12 protein-coding genes are annotated in these 18081 nt (G+C 63.0%); 9 read left to right on the top strand and 3 right to left on the bottom strand.

The window, feature by feature from the left end; genetic code table 11:
• Positions 1-86 precede the first annotated feature (86 nt).
• The 6 genes from thyA (at position 87) to NP511_RS03100 (ending at position 9374) form a co-directional block, all read left to right on the top strand.
• Entirely contained in the window at positions 87-1103 is a 1017-nt protein-coding gene (gene thyA, locus NP511_RS03125) for a thymidylate synthase (protein WP_049964364.1), read from the top strand.
• Entirely contained in the window at positions 1100-1660 is a 561-nt protein-coding gene (locus tag NP511_RS03120; RefSeq protein ID WP_049964362.1) for a dihydrofolate reductase, read from the top strand. Before thyA ends, NP511_RS03120 begins: the two co-directional genes overlap by 4 nt.
• A 705-nt stretch (positions 1661-2365) precedes the next feature.
• The gene (locus NP511_RS03115) at positions 2366-2932 is read left to right on the top strand and encodes a twin-arginine translocation signal domain-containing protein (protein ID WP_211249078.1); all 567 of its coding nucleotides are present in this window, start codon (positions 2366-2368) and stop codon (positions 2930-2932) included.
• Between the two features lie 453 nt (positions 2933-3385).
• Positions 3386-6148, top strand: a complete 2763-nt coding sequence (acnA, locus tag NP511_RS03110) for an aconitate hydratase AcnA (RefSeq protein ID WP_049964359.1) — start codon at positions 3386-3388, stop codon at positions 6146-6148.
• Positions 6149-6335: 187 nt separating this feature from the next.
• The gene (locus tag NP511_RS03105; protein WP_049964358.1) at positions 6336-6962 is read left to right on the top strand and encodes a CHRD domain-containing protein; all 627 of its coding nucleotides are present in this window, start codon (positions 6336-6338) and stop codon (positions 6960-6962) included.
• A gap of 216 nt (positions 6963-7178) precedes the next feature.
• Complete coding sequence (locus NP511_RS03100) at positions 7179-9374, top strand: thioredoxin domain-containing protein (protein WP_049964357.1); 2196 nt, start codon at positions 7179-7181, stop codon at positions 9372-9374.
• A 31-nt stretch (positions 9375-9405) separates the two neighbouring features.
• Here NP511_RS03100 and NP511_RS03095 read toward each other — a convergent pair whose 3' ends face one another.
• The 3 genes from NP511_RS03095 to NP511_RS03085 all read right to left on the bottom strand — a co-directional run bounded on the left by NP511_RS03095 (position 9406) and on the right by NP511_RS03085 (position 13182).
• On the bottom strand, positions 9406-10740 hold the full coding sequence (locus tag NP511_RS03095) for a metallophosphoesterase (protein ID WP_049964356.1): 1335 nt from the start codon (positions 10738-10740) through the stop codon (positions 9406-9408).
• Positions 10741-10868: 128 nt separating this feature from the next.
• Positions 10869-11243: a TlpA family protein disulfide reductase gene (locus tag NP511_RS03090; protein WP_049964355.1), complete on the bottom strand. Its 375-nt coding sequence runs from the start codon at positions 11241-11243 to the stop codon at positions 10869-10871.
• Positions 11244-11661: 418 nt separating this feature from the next.
• Complete coding sequence (locus tag NP511_RS03085) at positions 11662-13182, bottom strand: aldehyde dehydrogenase family protein (RefSeq protein WP_049964354.1); 1521 nt, start codon at positions 13180-13182, stop codon at positions 11662-11664.
• 567 nt (positions 13183-13749) lie between these two features.
• Between NP511_RS03085 and NP511_RS03080 the strand changes: the two genes are divergently transcribed.
• From NP511_RS03080 to NP511_RS03070, 3 genes are all read left to right on the top strand, one after another.
• Positions 13750-15474, top strand: coding sequence for a Na+/H+ antiporter NhaC family protein (locus NP511_RS03080; RefSeq protein WP_049964353.1), 1725 nt, complete (start codon positions 13750-13752; stop codon positions 15472-15474).
• Between the two features lie 146 nt (positions 15475-15620).
• Entirely contained in the window at positions 15621-17006 is a 1386-nt protein-coding gene (locus NP511_RS03075) for an aspartate aminotransferase family protein (RefSeq protein WP_049964352.1), read from the top strand.
• A gap of 89 nt (positions 17007-17095) precedes the next feature.
• On the top strand, positions 17096-18076 hold the full coding sequence (locus tag NP511_RS03070) for a PLP-dependent cysteine synthase family protein (RefSeq protein WP_006648853.1): 981 nt from the start codon (positions 17096-17098) through the stop codon (positions 18074-18076).
• The last annotated feature ends 5 nt before the right edge of the window (positions 18077-18081 follow it).

The raw sequence follows: 18081 nt of genomic DNA, 5'->3' as shown, positions 1-18081 counted from the left end.
CGACCGACCCCTCGTCGATCCTGTTCCCAGCGCGATGGGTTCCGGATCGTGCGTTATTATAGTCGTCCGGTCGCACAGTACGAGCAATGCGACAGTACCTCGATCTCGTCGACACGGTCCTCTCGGAGGGTACCCACAAGCCCAACCGGACCGGCGTCGACACGATCTCGTCGTTCAGCGAACACTACGAGGTCGACCTGCAGGAGGGGTATCCCCTGCTCACGACCAAGGAGATGGACGGCTACCGCTGGAACTCGATGCTGCATGAAGTCTGCTGGTATCTCTCCGGCGAGGAACACATCCGCGACCTCCGCGAGGAGACCAAGATCTGGGACGCCTGGGCCGACGACGAAGGCCGTCTCGATACCGCCTACGGTCGCTTCTGGCGGCGGTTCCCGGTCCCCGAGGACGACGCCCGCCTCGAGGGCGAGTCCTGGCCCGACGAGACCCAGCAGTGGGTCACCGAAGAAGCGGACGGCCGGCGGACCTTCGACCAGTTGCAGTACGTGATCGACACGCTCTCCGATTCGCCGAACTCCCGGCGACTGGTGGTCAACGCCTGGCACCCCGCCAACGCGGCCGTCTCGACGCTGCCGCCCTGTCACTACTCCTTTGTCTTCAACGTCCAGGGCGACCGCCTGAACTGTCACCTGACCCAGCGGTCGGGCGACACCGCCCTCGGCATTCCGTTCAATATCGCGGCCTACGCGCTCCTGACCAAAGTCATCGCCCAGCAGACCGGCTTCGAACCCGGCACCTTCGCCCACACCGTCGTCGACACGCACGTCTACTGCGGCCGCGGCGACCGGGGCGACTGGTACGCCGACAACCTCGAGGCCCTCCAGTCGCGGCTGGCCGGCGTCGACGATCGAGCGGACTACCTGGAGGTCAAGGACTGGCTCGAGTCCGAAGCCCCTGCCGAGGCCGAGGGTGACGAACGCCTCGATCACGTCCCCGGCCTGCTCGAGCAACTCTCGCGGGAGCCGCTGGAACGGCCGACGCTCGCAGTCGCCGACGTCTCGATCGACGAGCTGTCCTACGAGGACGTCGAGCTTCGGGAGTACGAGTCCCACGACGGCATCGAGTTCTCGGTGGCCGAATGAGCGAGGACCGAGACGCAGCCGAGGCGGCAGCCGCCCTCGAGCCCGCCCGCGAACTCGTCGGCATCGTCGCCGTCGCCGACAACGGCGTCATCGGCAGGGACGGCGATATGCCGTGGCACGTTCCCGAGGACCTCCAGCACTTCAAGGAGGCCACGATGGACCACCCTGTTATCATGGGCCGGGTAACGTACGAGGGCATCCTCGAGACGCTCGGCGAACCGCTGCCCGGCCGGACGACGGTCGTCCTGACGAGCCGGGACCTCGAGACGCCCGAGGGAGCCGTGGTCGCCCACGATCTCGAGTCGGCCCTCGAGCGGGCGGAGACGGCCGCGTGCGAGCGCCACGACGACGCCGACCGGATCTTCGTCGCGGGCGGCGCGACCGTCTACGAGGCGTTCCTGCCCGCGCTCGACCGACTGATCGTGACCGAGATCCACGACGACCCCGAGGGCGACACCTCCTTTCCGGAGTGGGACCGGTCCGAGTGGGACGTCGTCTCCCGAGACGATCGGGACGGGTTCTCCTTCCTGGAGTACGCGCGTCGGGAAGGGAAGTAGCGCCGTCGGAACCGTCACATAGCTGTTTCTGACCCGCGTCTATCGCCGTAATCCGGGTTTGGTCGATGGCAGCGGCGTATGAGGGGGGCGTGGCGGGACCGCGTTCACGACGCGTGACAATACACGAGCGGAATCCCGGACACCGCCTCTCGCGGGCCAGTTCGCACCTCTGGCCCTGTCACCGGCCTCTGCACTCGAGCCCACAGTAGTCACGTTCGACGGCTACGACCGTGAACAGTCCGAGCGGTCGTGATCGGGGACCCAGTACGGACAGTCACGAAGCGCGAGGAGTAGCGGCTGCTGACTTCCTGCCGAACAGTCCACGGAAAGCGTTTGTTTCGCTATATGGTCAGTTTCAGGTCGCCACTCGCTATCGCAAAACCACGAGAGGGCGGCGCTATCGCCGTCGACTCTTGGAACGAACGACGGTGACCGGCACCCAGTGAGGAGCCATCCACAACCTCACACGTGACGGGGTTTAACGAAACCGAACGACGCCATCGGAATTCCGTTGCGATGAATAAACAATCATTTCTGAGAGGTTCCCCGCCGCGTCCCGTAACCCGGCGAAATAGGCCACTAAATACCGTATTAGCGGGTCTGTTCGTAGAAAATTCGAAATAGAGTGTGAAACGATGGTTCCGACTTATGCGAAAATCGGGCCAAGGAACGTCTACCCCGAACAGGGGACTCAGAGTGAGAGACATGACAGAAGAAACTGACAGCGGACTATTCGGCGACTCGCGGCGATCGTTCATGAAAAAGAGTGCGCTCACGGCGGGCGCAGTAGCGCTCGGGACTGCGGGCGCGGGGACTGCGACCGCTCAAGACGATGGCGGGAGCGGAAGCGTGGTCGTGTTCGGCGACGACTACGAGCCCGGCGTCGACTTCACCGTCGCGTCGGCGCTGAACGACGGCACGAAAGACGAACTGTTCCAGGAGATCGGTGCCGAAGACGAGTTCGACACGCCCGACGACTGGGACGTCTACCTCATCAACTACGACGTCGGCGGATCCGCGCCGTCGCTGGGCTTCCTGATGACCGAAGACGTCGACCTCAGTGCCGGCGATAGCGAGACGATGGGTGCGGACGGCCAGTTCCGCAACGCCGAACTGGACATGGTCGAGGCCACGCCAGGTGAAACCGGCGGTGGCGGCGACGGCGGCGACGGCGGTGACGGTGGCGACGGCGGCGAACCCGCGGCGGACGAAGAAGACGGCGGGATGGGCGGCGGCAACGAGACCGACGGCGGTAACGGCGGCGGCAACTAAACCGCCCGTTTTTCGATTCACTCCCTTTTGTTCACAGTCGGTAACGGTTCCGGCCGTCGCCCTCGACGCGGAGTTCCGTAGACGAGAGCCCAAGCCGATGCCGAGTCCACGTTCGGTCGAGCGCCCGGTCTTGGACGATAGAGCAGCCGGCGATCGCCATCGTTTCGAAGAAACGGCCCGTTTCACTCCGGCACTCGACGAGTCGGTGAGACGACTCTGCGGGAGCCGATTCGCGTACGTTCGTGTCAACGCGACGGGTGTCACACAGCCGATTCGGAGCTGTCGTGGCGGACTCCGATTCGATTCGTTCCCCGACCGATCCGTCCCGGCGACTCGCGACTCCCGTTGCCACCGTCCGGCAGTGGTCAACCGGCACGCCGACAAATAACGGGTCCAGGCCGACATACTTGCGGTTCTCGACGGATTCAAATCACGGGGGCCCCAATTCCGGTCATGGCAACCGACGATTTCTCGGACGCGATCCGGGAGTTCGAACACGACGGCGAGACGTACAAGATGGCCGATCTCACGGTCCTCGAGGAGAAAGGGCTCTGTGACCTCGAGAAACTGCCCGTGAGCATCCGGATCCTGCTCGAGTCGGTGCTGCGTAACGCCGACGGGGAGACGATCGACGACGACGCCGTCCGGGCGGCGGCCTCGTGGGAACCCGACGTCCCGGACGCCGAGGTGCCGTTTACCGTCTCGCGGGTCGTCCTGCAGGACCTGACCGGCGTGCCGGCGGTCGTCGACCTCGCGGCGCTGCGCTCCGCGGCCGATCGCAAGGGCGTCGACCCGACGGTCGTCGAACCCGAAGTCCCCTGTGACCTCGTGATCGACCACAGCGTCCAGGTCGACCACTTCGGCAGCGACGACGCATACGAGAAGAACGTCGAAATCGAGTACGAACGTAACGAGGAGCGATACCGTGCGATCAAGTGGGCCGAACAGGCGTTCGACGAGTTCAACGTCGTCCCGCCGGGAACCGGGATCGTCCACCAGGTCAACCTGGAACACCTCGGCCGCGTCGTCCACGAGCGCGAAGTCGACGGCGAGCAGTGGCTCGTGCCCGACACGCTCGTCGGCACCGACAGCCACACCCCGATGATCGGCGGTATCGGCTCCGTCGGCTGGGGTGTCGGCGGTATCGAGGCCGAGGCCGCGCTGCTCGGCCAGCCGATCAACATGAGCCTGCCGGAGGTCGTCGGCGTCCGTCTGTCGGGCGACCTCCCCGACGGCGCGACCGCGACGGACCTCGTGTTGCACATTACCGAGCGGCTCCGTGAGGTCGGCGTCGTCGACAAGTTCGTCGAATTCTACGGTCCCGGCGTCTCGGAACTCTCCGTGGCGGACCGGGCGACCATCTCGAACATGGCGCCCGAACAGGGGTCGACCATCAGCATGTTCCCCGTCGACGAAAAGACCCTCGAGTACCTCGAACTCACTGGCCGCGACGAGGACCACATCGAACTCGTCCGCGAGTACCTCGAGGCACAGGGGCTGTTCGGCGAACAGGAACCGGAGTACACGGAGACCGTCGACTTCGACCTCGGCGACGTCGAACCCAGCCTCGCGGGCCACAAGAAGCCCCACGACCGAATCCCGATGGGCGACCTCGACGACCACTTCCCGGCCCTGCTCGAGGAGGAGGGCGTCATCGGTCCCGGCGGTGAGCCGGCGATCGGCGACGGCAGCGGCGCGAGCGCGGCGGACGCGACCGACGCTGGACCGGGACTCCCGCTCGACGAGAAAGTACCCGTCGAACTCGAGGACGGCACCGAGATCGAGATCGGTCACGGTGACGTCCTCGTCAGCGCGATCACGTCCTGTACGAACACGTCGAACCCGTCCGTGATGGTCGGTGCCGGCTTGCTGGCCCGTAACGCGGCCGAACGGGGACTCGAGGTGCCCGACTACGTCAAGACGAGCCTCGCGCCCGGGAGCCGCGTCGTCACGGAGTACCTCGAGCGCGCGGAGCTGCTCGACGATCTGGAGGAGTTGGGCTATCACGTCGTCGGCTACGGCTGTACGACCTGTATCGGGAACTCCGGGCCGCTCCCGGAGCCGATCGAGAACGCCATCGACGAACACGACCTCTGGACGACGAGCGTCCTCTCCGGCAATCGGAACTTCGAGGCCCGTATCCACCCGAAAATCAAGGCTAACTATCTCGCCAGCCCGCCGCTGGTCGTCGCCTACGGCCTCGCGGGACGGATGGATATCGACCTCGAGAACGAGCCGATCGGCACCGGCGACGACGGCGAACCGGTCTACCTCGAGGACATCTGGCCCGACACCGAGGAGATCCGCGACACGATCCACGACAGCGTCTCCCCGGAGATGTTCGAGGAGAAGTACGCCAGCGTCTACGAGGGCGACGAGCGCTGGGAGGCACTCGACGCACCGACCGGCGCGGTCTACGACTGGGACCCCGAATCGACGTACATCCGCGAGCCGCCGTTCTTCCAGGACTTCCCGCTCGAGAAACCCGGCGTCGACAACGTCGAGGACGCCCGCGCACTGCTGACGCTCGGTGACACCGTCACGACCGACCACATCAGCCCCGCCGGACCGTTCGGCGAGGACCTGCCAGCCGGCCAGTGGCTCAAAGAGCGCGGCGTCGAACCCTACGAGTTCAACACCTACGGCTCGCGCCGTGGGAACCACGAGGTCATGATGCGCGGTACCTTCGCGAACGTCCGCATCAAAAACGAACTGCTGGACGGCAAGGAGGGTGGCTACACCGTCCACCACCCGACCGGCGAAGAGACCACCGTCTTCGAAGCCTCCGAGCGCTACCGCGAGGAAGACACGCCGCTGATCGTCATGGCCGGCGAGGAACTCGGGACCGGCTCGAGCCGTGACTGGGCCGCGAAAGGGACCGACCTGCTCGGTATCCGCGCGACCATCGGCAAGAGCTACGAGCGGATCTACCGTGACAACCTCATCGGCATGGGCGTCTTGCCCCTGCAGTTCCAGGACGGCGAGGGCTGGGAGGAACTCGGCCTCGAGGGCGACGAGTACTTCGAAATCGAGGGCTTGGAGGACGGCCTCGAGCCCAACGCCGAGTTGACCGTGACCGCCGAAGCCAACGACGGCACCGTCACCGAATTCGAGGTCACCGCACAGGTCGACACGCCGATGGCTGTCGAATACGTCGAGAACGGTGGCGTTCTCCACCTCGTACTCCGACGACTGCTGCAGGAAAAGACGCAGTAGCGACCTCGAGACCGACGGATTCGGTCTTCAGTTTGCCGTTCGGTCACCGCAGTGGCCCGTCTGGCCGCAGACGGCGATAAACGGGCGATTGCAGCGCGGAGACCGTCGGATTACTGTCGGACGTATCGCGTCGGTGTGTGAGTACTATGGTGTCCCACGTCGTTCGTTGCCGGGAGGTGCCAACGCGATGCACGAACCCGATTCCACTCGACGGACAGCGCTGAAAGGACTCGCCCTTCTCGGTGCCGGTACGACCGGTATCGGCGTCGCAGCAGCCGAGGACCACCGTAACGGCGACGGGAACCACGGTGACGACGCCGGAGACGGCCAGCGGTCTTCCCCCTCCGGCCTCTTCGTCGCCACTCTCGAGCCCCGAGAGGGGGTCGAGACGGACGCACGAGGAACGGCGTTGGTCCAGGAACGTCAGGACGGGCTGAAGTTCGTTCTCCAGGTCTCGAACCTCGAGAACGCGTTTATGGGCCACGTTCACGAGGACGAGACCCTCGGCCCGATCGCCGTCTGGCTGTACGATTTCCTGACGCAGGACGAGCGCCTCGAGGAGGGCCGTTTCTCCGGGATCTTGGACGCCGGGACGATCACCGACGATGCCGTCGCGGAGGGACGCGTGTCGGAGGCCGAATCGGAGACCGTCGACGATCTGCTCGGCAAGCTCGAGGCCGGCGAGGCGTACGTAAACGTTCATACGGAAGCACATCCCAGCGGCGAAATCGCCGGGGCCCTCGTCCCGTTCGATCCGTCGGACATGATGTGTCGCGGTGATTTCGACGACGGTTCCGAATCGGACGATCCCTGATGTGAATCCGACACGTCCAGCGCGGGGCCGCGAACGGAGGCAGCGGCACCGTTTCGGAGCCGGTCGATATCGGGCGCCGAACTGGCGATGTTTGCGCGAGCGAGTCGTGATCGGTAGGTAAATCGTTTCAGTGGCTCCGATAGCGATGCCGTCCGCCAGTCGCCGACGAGCGGCGGGCACGCCGGCCTTTTACAGCGGCCGGCCGTAGGGCGAGCCATGACCGACCCGACACGGCGCAACCGGCTCGACGAGGAGGAAAGCCCCTACCTGCGCCAGCACGCGGACAACCCCGTCAACTGGCAACCGTGGGACGAACAGGCCCTCGCGGCCGCTAAAGAGCGCGACGTGCCTATCTTCCTCTCGATCGGCTACTCGGCGTGTCACTGGTGTCACGTCATGGAGGAAGAGAGCTTCGCCGACGAGGCCGTCGCCGAGGTACTCAACGAGAACTTCGTCCCGATCAAGGTCGACCGCGAGGAGCGTCCCGATGTCGACAGCATCTACATGACCGTCTGCCAGCTCGTCCGCGGACAGGGCGGCTGGCCGCTCTCGGCGTGGCTCACGCCCGAGGGCAAACCCTTCTTCATCGGGACCTACTTCCCGCGGGAGGGCAAGCGGGGCCAGCCCGGGTTTCTGGACCTCTGCCAGCGGATCAGCGACTCCTGGGGAAGCGAGGAGGATCGCGAGGAGATGCAACACCGCGCCCAGCAGTGGACCGACGCCGCGACAGACCGCCTCGAGGAGACGCCGGATTCCGCGGGGATCGACGCCGGCGGCGCCGCGGAGCCACCCTCGAGCGACGTTCTCGAGACGGCCGCCGACGCCGTCCTCCGGAGCGCGGATCGCCAGCACGGTGGGTTCGGGACCGGGCAGAAGTTCCCCCAGCCCTCGCGGCTGCGCGTCCTCGCGCGGACGTACGACCGCACCGGCCGCGAGGAGTACCGCGAGGTACTCGAGGAGACGCTGGACGCGATGGCCGCCGGTGGACTCGCCGACCACGTCGGCGGCGGCTTTCATCGTTACTGTGTCGACCGGGACTGGACGGTCCCCCACTTCGAGAAGATGCTCTACGACAACGCGGAGATCCCACGGGCCTTCCTCGCGGGCTACCAGCTCACCGGCGAGGACCGCTACGCCGAGACCGTCGCGGACACGCTGGCGTTCGTCGATCGGGAGCTGACCCACGACGAGGGCGGCTTCTTCAGCACCCTCGACGCCCAGAGCGAAGATCCCGAGACCGGCGAGCGTGAGGAGGGCGCGTTCTACGTCTGGACCCCCGAGGAGGTCCACGACGTCATCGCGGACGAGACCGACGCCTCGCTGTTCTGTGCCCGGTACGACATCACGGAATCGGGCAACTTCGAGGGGCAGAACCAGCCCAACCGTATCGCCCGGGTGTCTGAGCTGGCCTCGCAGTTCGACCTCGCGGAGAGCGAGGTCTTGAAGCGACTCGACTCGGCCCGGAAGCGGCTGTTCGAGGCCCGCGAGGAGCGGCCCCGGCCGGACCGCGACGAGAAAATACTGGCGGGCTGGAACGGGCTGATGATCTCGACCTACGCCGAGGCGGCGCTGGTACTCGGCGAGGACGAGTACGCCGAAACCGCCGTCGACGCCCTCGAGTTCGTTCGGGATCGGCTCTGGGACGACGAGAGTCAGCGCCTCTCGCGGCGCTACAAAGCTGGCGACGTCAAAGTCGACGGCTACCTCGAGGACTACGCCTTCCTCGCGCGGGGCGCACTCGATTGCTATCAGGCCACCGGCGACATCGACCACCTCGCCTTCGCGCTCGAGTTGGCCCGGGTCATCGAGACCGAGTTCTGGGACGCCGACCGCGGAACGCTCTATTTCACGCCCGAGAGCGGCGAGTCGCTCGTGACGCGACCGCAGGAACTGGGCGACCAGTCGACGCCCTCGTCGACCGGCGTGGCGGTCGAGACGCTGCTTGCCCTCGACGAGTTCGCAGCGAGCGAGTTCGGCGACATCGCCGCGACCGTCCTCGAGACGCACGCGAACAAACTCGAGGCAAACGCGCTCGAACACGCGACGCTGTGTCTCGCCGCCGACCGAGTGGCGGCCGGCGCGCTCGAGGTGACCGTCGCGGCCGACGAGTTGCCGACCGAGTGGCGCGAGGCGTTCGCGTCGCGGTACCTGCCCGATCGGCTGTTCGCGTTGCGGCCGCCGACCGAGGCAGGCCTCGAGACGTGGCTCGAGACGCTGGGGCTCGCGGACGCGCCCCCGATCTGGGCCGGCCGCGAGGCCCGCGACGGCGAGCCGACGCTGTACGTCTGTCGCGATCGGACGTGTTCACCGCCGACCCACGACGTGGACGAGGCGCTCGAGTGGCTGGGTGAGCATGCGGCGGTCGAAGGCTCGGGAGCGGGGACGCTCGCGGAGGACGAAAGCCCGTTTTGACCGGCCGAGCGGGAGGCGTTCGCCCGCCCGCTCAGTCGTCCGACTCGAACGTCGACTCGCGGTCCGCGTCGGTGACGACCGCTCGATCGGGGAGGGTCGGCGTCGGGGCTCGGCCCAGCGTGAGCAGGCGTTCGGTGCGGGTGATCTCCGATGCGCCCGGATCGTCCTTCTCGATCTCCTCGAATTCGACGGCCACGCCGTTGGCTTCGGCGGCGATCCGCACGGCACACAGCTGATAGGACGGGTAGAACACCGGCGGGAGTACCCCCGCGACGACGTCGCGGCGGTGGAGACGCTTCAGCCACGTGCCGGTGTTGACGAGCAACCGGCCCTCGACATCGTTCAGCAGCGGACGATGGGTGTGGCCGTAACAGAAAACCGCCGTCTCAGGACGTTCGGCGAACACCTCGCGGGCGGCGGCCGCGTACGGCTCGTCGGGGTCGACGGTGAGGTCCGCCTCGAACACGCCGAACCGGTCGACCGTCCGCTCGACATCGCGGAGGATGAAATAGAGCGGAACGCTCGCAAGCACCAAGACACCGGCGATCGCCGCGTTAGCGACGAGGAGGAAATGGACCGCCTCCCCGACGAGGCCCAGCCGGGCGAGTACCGCGTCCACCGTCTCGACGGGCATCGTCCAGACGCCGGCGACGTCCAGTCCGGCAAGCACCGCGAGCAGGACGCTGATATTGAACAGTAACAGGATCGGGATCATGGCGTAGCGCAAGAGCGGATTCATCTCGCGGTAAAAGTACTTCGAGAGGAGCCAGCGGGGGACCCGTTCGGTCGGCGTCACCGCCTGCACGTCTTTCAGCCAGTTGAACCGCCCCCGTTCGGACAGCCGGCCGGCCCTGCTCGTTACGTTGGTATTGTAGTAGTAGCCGAGCGGCCGCTCGGACGGATTCCCGAAGTCCTCGAACCGATTGTTGGGGTCGCGCTGGTGACCGTGTTCGAAGTAGATCGTCCGATCGCCGACCGACCGGGTGAGCGATTCGGCCCGGACGAGGTCGACGTTGTATTCGGCCAGTCGCTCGCCGTACTCGTCGTACGCCACGAGTTCGTTGTCGTGATTGCCCGGCAACAGCGTGATCGGCACCGAATCGCCCGTCTCGCGTAACTGTTCGAACAGTTCGGGATACCGCTCAGTCAGGATATCGAACTTCGCCGGTCCGTCGACGTCGGTGAACTCCCACAGCCCGAACGCGTCGCCGTTGATGACGAGTTCCGCGTCCTCGTCGGTCGTCGCGAGCCGTTCGAGGAAGGCGAGCAACTCGTCGAGAAAGTCGACCTCGCCCAGTTGTTCGTCGCCGCCGATGTGGAGGTCGCTGATCACATAGTAGACCGAATCGTCGCCGTCGGCTGCCATAGCGTTTCAGTCCGACGGCGGAACGGATAGTGTTGGGCCTTCCTGGCGACGAGACGCGCAGCTGGTGGCGGTGTCCAAGCGCCAGCGCAGCGGCAACCGAATGGCAAAACAGGGACGGTCGGGATCGCTTATGCCAGTTCCCGCTCGAGTTGGTCGGCCAGCCAGACTGCCGGCGGCACGTCTTCTTCCTCGACGAACCGAACGATCTCCTCACCGTCGTCGGTCTCGACGACGATCGTCGGGATGTACTCGATATCGTACGCCTCGACGCCCGGTCCCTGCTTGTCCTCATCGACGTTGACCTCCTCGATACGGTCGTCGGGGACCTCGGCTGCCTCGAGTGCCGCACCGAAATCGGGCAGCAGGGCGCGACAGTCCTTGCACCAGTCGCCGCCCCAGATCTTGTACACCAGTTCGTCGTTGTGCGCTTCGAGCGTGTCGACCGCCTCCTCGTAGGACGCCGCGTCCCACGTGGGGTTCGGCCGCATGGTCTCGAGACTCATACGCACGACTTGTCGGTCGGTGAGCTTAACGGCGGTGTTTCCGACGGGAGACTCGCTCGAGGGTCCGTTCCCACTGTTCGGCTCTATTGGAAGTACAGTTATTGGACAACTCCTGCCTCGAACGAAGGGGGATGTGTGTATTGACTGATTGCTTCGGCAGGGATCCCAGCGCGCGTATTTTCAGGTGCCGACTGTCGGCTCCCGCGTTCCGTGGCGGCCCCGCCTTGGTGACGTTGCCGGGGTCCCTGAACGAACGCCGATCGGGGGAGTACAACTCGAATCCACGCTTCGCCATCCGGCCGTTGGCTCGCTTTCTGGCCACACGAAAGCAACCGATATCCCCCGCAATCGACTCCCTGCTCGAATAGCGGTATACTGAGCCGTGAAAAGACGGAATCGTGGCTGTCGGACGCAGTCGCTATAGCTCGGGCTCGTCGAGTCGCATGTTGACCGTTTTCGTCTGCGTATAGTGATCGAGCGTTTCTTCAGCGCATTCACGGCCGATTCCAGAGCGTTTGTACCCGCCGAACGGAACACCGAGGTCATCGCCGGGGTATTTGTTAACTGCGATCAGACCAGCTTCGATATCCGAAGCAGCCTGATGGGCGAGGGATGCGTTTTCGGTGATCACGTATCCCGCGAGACCGTACTCGATATCGTTAGCCATCTCGATCGCTTCGTCGTAGTCGGAGAACGTGAGGAGACACTCGACTGGTCCGAAGATCTCCTCCTGTGCAATTCTCATATCGTTACTGACGTCGTCGAAGATCGTCGGCTCGATGAACCACCCGTCCTCGAGGTCCGGATCGTCTGGAGCGCTCCCCCCAGTCAGTACGGTTGCGCCTTCCTCCGTCCCGAGTTCGATATAGTCCGTGACCTTCTCGTACTGGCCCTGATGTGCCAGGGGGCCCATCATGGTCCCCTCTTCGAGGGGATCACCAACGGTGTAGTCGGCTGCGTGGTCGAGGAACGCCTCCGTGAACTCCGCCTTAATGTCCTCGTGGAGGAGGATACGCGACGCGGCGTCACACGCCTGGCCGGTGTTGTAGAAGATGCCGTCCGCGGCCGCTTCGGCAGCGGTTTCGACATCTGCATCGGGGAACACGATCATGGGACTCTTCCCACCGAGTTCGAGCGTCACCGGTGTGATGTTGGCCGCGGCTGCCTTCATAATCGTCTCCCCGGTCAGATCCTCGCCAGTGAACGCGAGCTTGCGAACGTCTTCGTGTTCCGTCAGTGGAGCGCCGGCCTCTTCGCCGTATCCGGGAACGACGTTCAAAACGCCGTCAGGAAGAATGCCCTCGGACAGTTGAGCAGCGTATAGAGCAGTCAGCGGTGTGAGTTCTGCGGGTTTTATCACGACGGTGTTCCCGGTCGCTAGCGCGGGGCCGACTTTCCACGATAGAAGATAGAGGGGGAAGTTCCACGGCGTGATCTGTCCACAAACTCCGTAGGGTTCGCGTTGTGTATACACCAGGGAATCCCCGTCAACGGGGATCTGCTTTCCGCCGTGTGACCGTGCGATATCCGCATAATACGAGAGGAAAGCGATCGCACCGTCGATCTCTTCTTTTGCGAATTCGAGCGGTTTCCCCGTGTCGAGGCTCTCGAGAAGACCGAGTGTGTCACGGTGTGCCGAAAGTTCATCGGCCCACTCGTTTAGCAACGCAGACCGCTCGGAGACTCCGAGACTGCCCCATTCGCCCTCGAAAGAGGATTGTGCAGCGTCGACGGCAGTCTCGATATCCTCGCTGGTACATCGTGGGACTTCCGCGATCGTTTCGTCGATCACCGGGTCCGTCGTCCGGAAGGTCTCCCCGGTGCTTGCCGATCGCGTTTCGCCGTCAATCCAAGCGCCGAAGGTGATCTCCGCAGTTGCTTCGTCGATCGCGCGGCGATGTCGCTGCCGGATCTCTCCGTGGGATTCCTCGTTATCCATACACGGTGTGATTGCTTCCAATCTTATTAAACGTTGTTCATAATTCTCCTATTAGGTTGACTCTGGGTCGATAATGTGGGTGAAATAGAAACCGATGGCAGCGGTACTGTGTCGGAAATCTCCCGCCTATGTGGTGGGGCATGAGGAACGTCGGGCGCTGTCCGTTCGAGAAGTGAGTGGACCACCGCGAGAAACACGGTTTCCCCGTCGTCGGGTTTCTCGTCGGCCGATCCGGTTCACGGACTGCTTGCCCTCGAGTCGATCCGGACGACCCAACGATATCGACCGAAACGCGTCGAACAGGGTTCCCCACCGTCAAATTCGGATCGGACGGTTCCGGGGTAGACGAGCGGACGAGGACTCGAGAGGACGATCGAACGGTTGGTGTCGTACTACGATCACCGTCGGCCCCATCGGCGCTTGACGGACGAAGCAAGTCGTGGAGGGACGGTCCCCGACCGCCCCGTTGTTGTATACTGTTCAAATAGAATCAGATTTGTAGAATATAGACCACATATTGTGCGCTAGTAGTAAACTATATAGTGTGAAACTCTCATATGTTGGACCATGTCAGCCACGACATACGGTGCATGGTCTCTGTTGCCACTGATACTCGCGATCGGTGTCGCCATCAAAACTCGGAAAGCGATCATCGGGCTGTTTTTAGGTGTCTGGTCCGGAGGCGCGATTTATCGCTACTTCGACGGGGTCGATCTCGCCGCAAGTCTCTTTAGCGGGGTCGGACTCCCGTCCTACGAACCGCTCAATATTGTCGTTGGTATCATTATCGCTGGATTCTGGGGTTCGATCGACGCGCTTCAGTGGATCTCGGAGTCAGTCGGTGAAAGCGTGTTCAACATGCAGATCATCCTCTTAGTTCTGTTCTTAGGTTCCGCTATTGCGATGATCTGGAAGTTGGGTGGGACACTCGCCGCCGCAGAGAAGGTCACTGAGTACGTCGATAGCAAACGAAAAGCCGGTCTGGCAGCGTGGCTAATGGGAATCGGGTTATTTTTCGACGATTACGCCAACGCGGCGATCGTTGGGACGACGATGAAAGACATATCGGACGAGCTTAATATGTCTCGCGAAAAGCTGTCCTATATTGTCGACTCTACGGCCGCGCCGGTTTCGACTCTTGCATTATCTTCGTGGGTCGCCTTCCAGATGTCAATGATCAACACCGGCTACGAAGCAACGGATATTCCGGCCAGTGAAGTCCCGTCTTCTTTCTTAATATTTATCAAATCCATCCCGTTCAACATGTATTCTATCTTGGCGATCGTCATGGTTGGGATTATCGTGGTCACCCAGCGCGACTTCGGTGCGATGCTGTCCGCGGAACATCGTGCCCGTGAAACCGGGAAGGTCAACGGGGAAAAGGCGCAGCCGATGCAGGACATAAAAGGAGAACTGGGAGAGCCCATCGAGGGAGCGCCGAGAATGCTCCGGACGTTTTTCGTTCCCGTCCTCGTTCTTCTGGGTGTCGTCACGGTCGGTGCAATCATAACGGGATACGAACCCGGACGAACACTGCGAGAGATACTGATCAACGCGAACTACATTTTCACCATCGTCGTTGGTTCGTTCGCTATGGTCGGGTCGACGTGGTACTACGCATACTTCTACGACTATATGTCAGTCGGGGAGAGCGTGGACACCTCCGTGAAAGGATTTAAAATTATGCTGACGCCGCTGACGATCCTCGTGCTGGCGTGGACTATTGGCTCTGTCGTCGAACAGCTGGGAACTGGCGAATACGTTGCAACGTACGCGACGATGGTATTGACGCCTGAAACGCTCCCCATCGTGGTTCTGCTGATTGGATCGTTCATGGCGTTTACGATGGGCGACTCTTGGGCCGTTATGGCGGTTCTGACTCCCATCGCAGTTCCGCTCGCCTGGGAGCTTACCGCCAGTCACACGATGGTCGCTGTCGTCGTCGGCGCAACGTTCTCAGGAGCCATCTTCGGAGATCACTCTTCGCCAGTTGCTCCAACGACAGTACTTGCAGCGACGTTCACCGGAGCGGACCTGATAGACCACGTCCGAACGCAGGTTTACTACGCGCTCACCGTCGTCGCAGTTTCCACGGTCTTACTCCTGACGTGGGGATACGGTTCCCCCATTTGGGGACGCTCGATCTGGGCAGCCGTCGCACTACTTCTCGTTGGGAGCGTCCTCCTGACCGGTATCGTTTATTTCCTCTCAGGATGGGACGCGAGGCGAAAGAACATCTCGGCTACCGTCACGAATCACGAAACGCATAGCTTGGAGGCCGGTGATGACTGACGCATCTCAGAGAGCTAGTTAGTCGGCCCTCGATCCGTCTGGCCGTAGCCGATCATCTCGTTTGAACAGAGTGCAACTAAAATCCTATTACTCGTCCAATATCCTATATAAGAAAGTTTTATTATATTTGAGTCCAGATAACGCGTATGGACCTGGACAATCCCGACCACAAAGAACTGTACCGTGAACGCACACAGGGTAACAAGGAATTTTTCGAACGTGCGAAGAAAGTGACGCCGCTCGGTGTCGAATCCAACGTGCGACATTTCGATCCGTATCCGATCTACGTGAATCGCGCGGAAGGATCGTACGTTTACGACGTCGACGGGAACGAATACCTCGACTTCTTGATGGCTCTTGGTCCCAAAATCTTGGGTCACAATCACCCTGCTGTTACCGAAGCAGTGAAAGAACAAGCAGAGAGGGCTGATCTAACCGCCACTCCACAGGTCATCAGTATCGAACTGATGGAAAAAATCGTCGAGTGGGTTCCCAGTATCGAGAAGGTCCGTTTGACAAACAGCGGTTCGGAGGCGACCATGCACGCTCTCCGCGTAGCTCGATCGTATACTGGCAACGACAAGATCGCCAAACCGGAAGGTGGCTACGGCGGTGCACACGATTATCTTCTCCAGAGCGTCCTCGCTGACGAAGACGCATTGGGAGACGAAAAACGGCCGAATACGGTGTCATACGGGTCGGGAATTCCAGACCAAATCAGCGATCTCACTGTCGCGTTCCCCTTCAACGATAAGGAAGCGACGGAGGAAATCCTCCGAGAACACGCCGATGACTTAGCCGCAGTCATCATCGAGCCGGTTATGTTTTCAGCTGGCTGTCTGAAACCGCAGGACGGCTACCACGAATTCCTACGTGACCTGACGGACGAGTTGGACATCGTCCTGATTTGGGACGAAGTCATGACCGGCTTCCGTCTCGCTCCGGGTGGCGCCCAAGAGCGGTTCGGGATCGAACCGGACATGACGACGTTCGCGAAAGCGGTCGGCGGGGGATATCAGATGGCCGGATTCGGCGGAACGGCCGAAATCATGAACGAGATTATCCCACCGGAAGAATCCAACGCACAAAAGAGTTGGCAGACGACGGCGTTCCACGGTGGAACGTACAACGGCCACCCTGTCTCGGCAGCCGCCTCGCTAAAGACTCTCGAGGTCCTCGAGGAGGAGGACGTCTACGCCGACATCGATCGAAAAGGGGAACTGCTCTTCGATGGGTTACAGGACGTCATCGACGACGTCGGAATTCCTGCCCACGTCGAGTACATCGGTTCGGCGGGTCAGGTCCTCATGATGGATGACGACCTGGACGGGTTCCGTGATCTGTTCGGCGCAAACGGCGACCAGTTCAACGACTGGTTCGTCGAGGCCGCTGCTCGCGGAGTTCTCTTCGGCATTCCGCCGCAAGGCGAGCGGTTCTTTACTGCGTATAGCCACACCGAGGACGAAATCGAACGCGCCCTCGAGGTAGCCGAAGATGCGTTCAAGGCGGTCGACCACGAGTACGACGAATAAATCGCATCTGTAGGTCCCCGCCTCTAGTAGCCGGCACGTCCTGCCTCTGTCCAGCACGGGTTTACGTCTCGAATCCATATTGTGGGTCAATGAAAGGGAGTATCCTGGACACGATCGGCTCGCCGCTGGTCCAGGTCGACTCGCCGGAGGGCGCGACGGTCGCGGCCAAGATCGAATCGTTCAATCCCGGCGGTTCGGCCAAGGACCGGCCGGCCCGCGAGATGGTACGGGCCGCCGAACGCGACGGGCTGATCGAACCCGGCGACTGGCTCGTCGAACCCACGAGCGGCAATACGGGGATCGGCCTCGCGCTCGTCGCGGCCGCCCGCGACTACGACCTGACGATCGTCATGCCGTCGGACAAATCGAAGGAACGCCAACAGGTCATGGCGGCCTACGGGGCCGACCTCGAGTTGGTCGACGGCGACATGGCGGACGCCCGCGCCCGCGCCGAGGAACTCGAGGCCGAGGGTGCGGTCCAGCTCGGCCAGTTCGAGAACCCCGCGAACCCAGAGGCCCACTACAAGACGACCGGGCCGGAGATCATCGAGCAGGTCGGCGACCGCGAGATCGACGCCTTCGTCGCCGGCGTCGGCACCGGCGGCACCATCTCGGGGATCGGCCGACGACTCCGCGAGGAGTACCCCGAGATGGAGATCGTCGCCGTCGAACCCGAACGAAACGCCGTCCTCTCGACCGGTGAATCCGGCAACGACGAGTTCCAGGGGATGGGGCCGGGTTTCGTCAGCGACAACCTCGATCTCGACCTGCTCGATCGCGTCGAGACGGTGGCGCTCGAGGACGCCGAGGCGGAGTGTCGCCGCCTCGCGCGCGAAGAGGGAATCCTCGTGGGCCAATCGAGCGGCGCGACCAGTCTCGTCTCCCAGCGGGTCGCCCGCGAGATCGCCGATCCCGCCCTCGAGTGTCCCGAAGTCCCGACGGCGTTCGACGAGGGCACGCAACCGGCCTCGCCCGAGACCGACGGCGGACAGGTCGACGACTGCCCGCTCGTCGTTACGGTCTTCTGGGACAGCGGCGAGCGCTATCTCTCGACTGGTCTCTTCGACTGACCGGC

Source organism: Natrinema thermotolerans (assembly GCF_031165565.1).
Taxonomy (GTDB): domain Archaea; phylum Halobacteriota; class Halobacteria; order Halobacteriales; family Natrialbaceae; genus Natrinema; species Natrinema thermotolerans.
The sequence above is the reverse complement of the archived record's forward strand: the minus strand, read 5'-3'. Positions and strand labels throughout refer to the sequence as shown.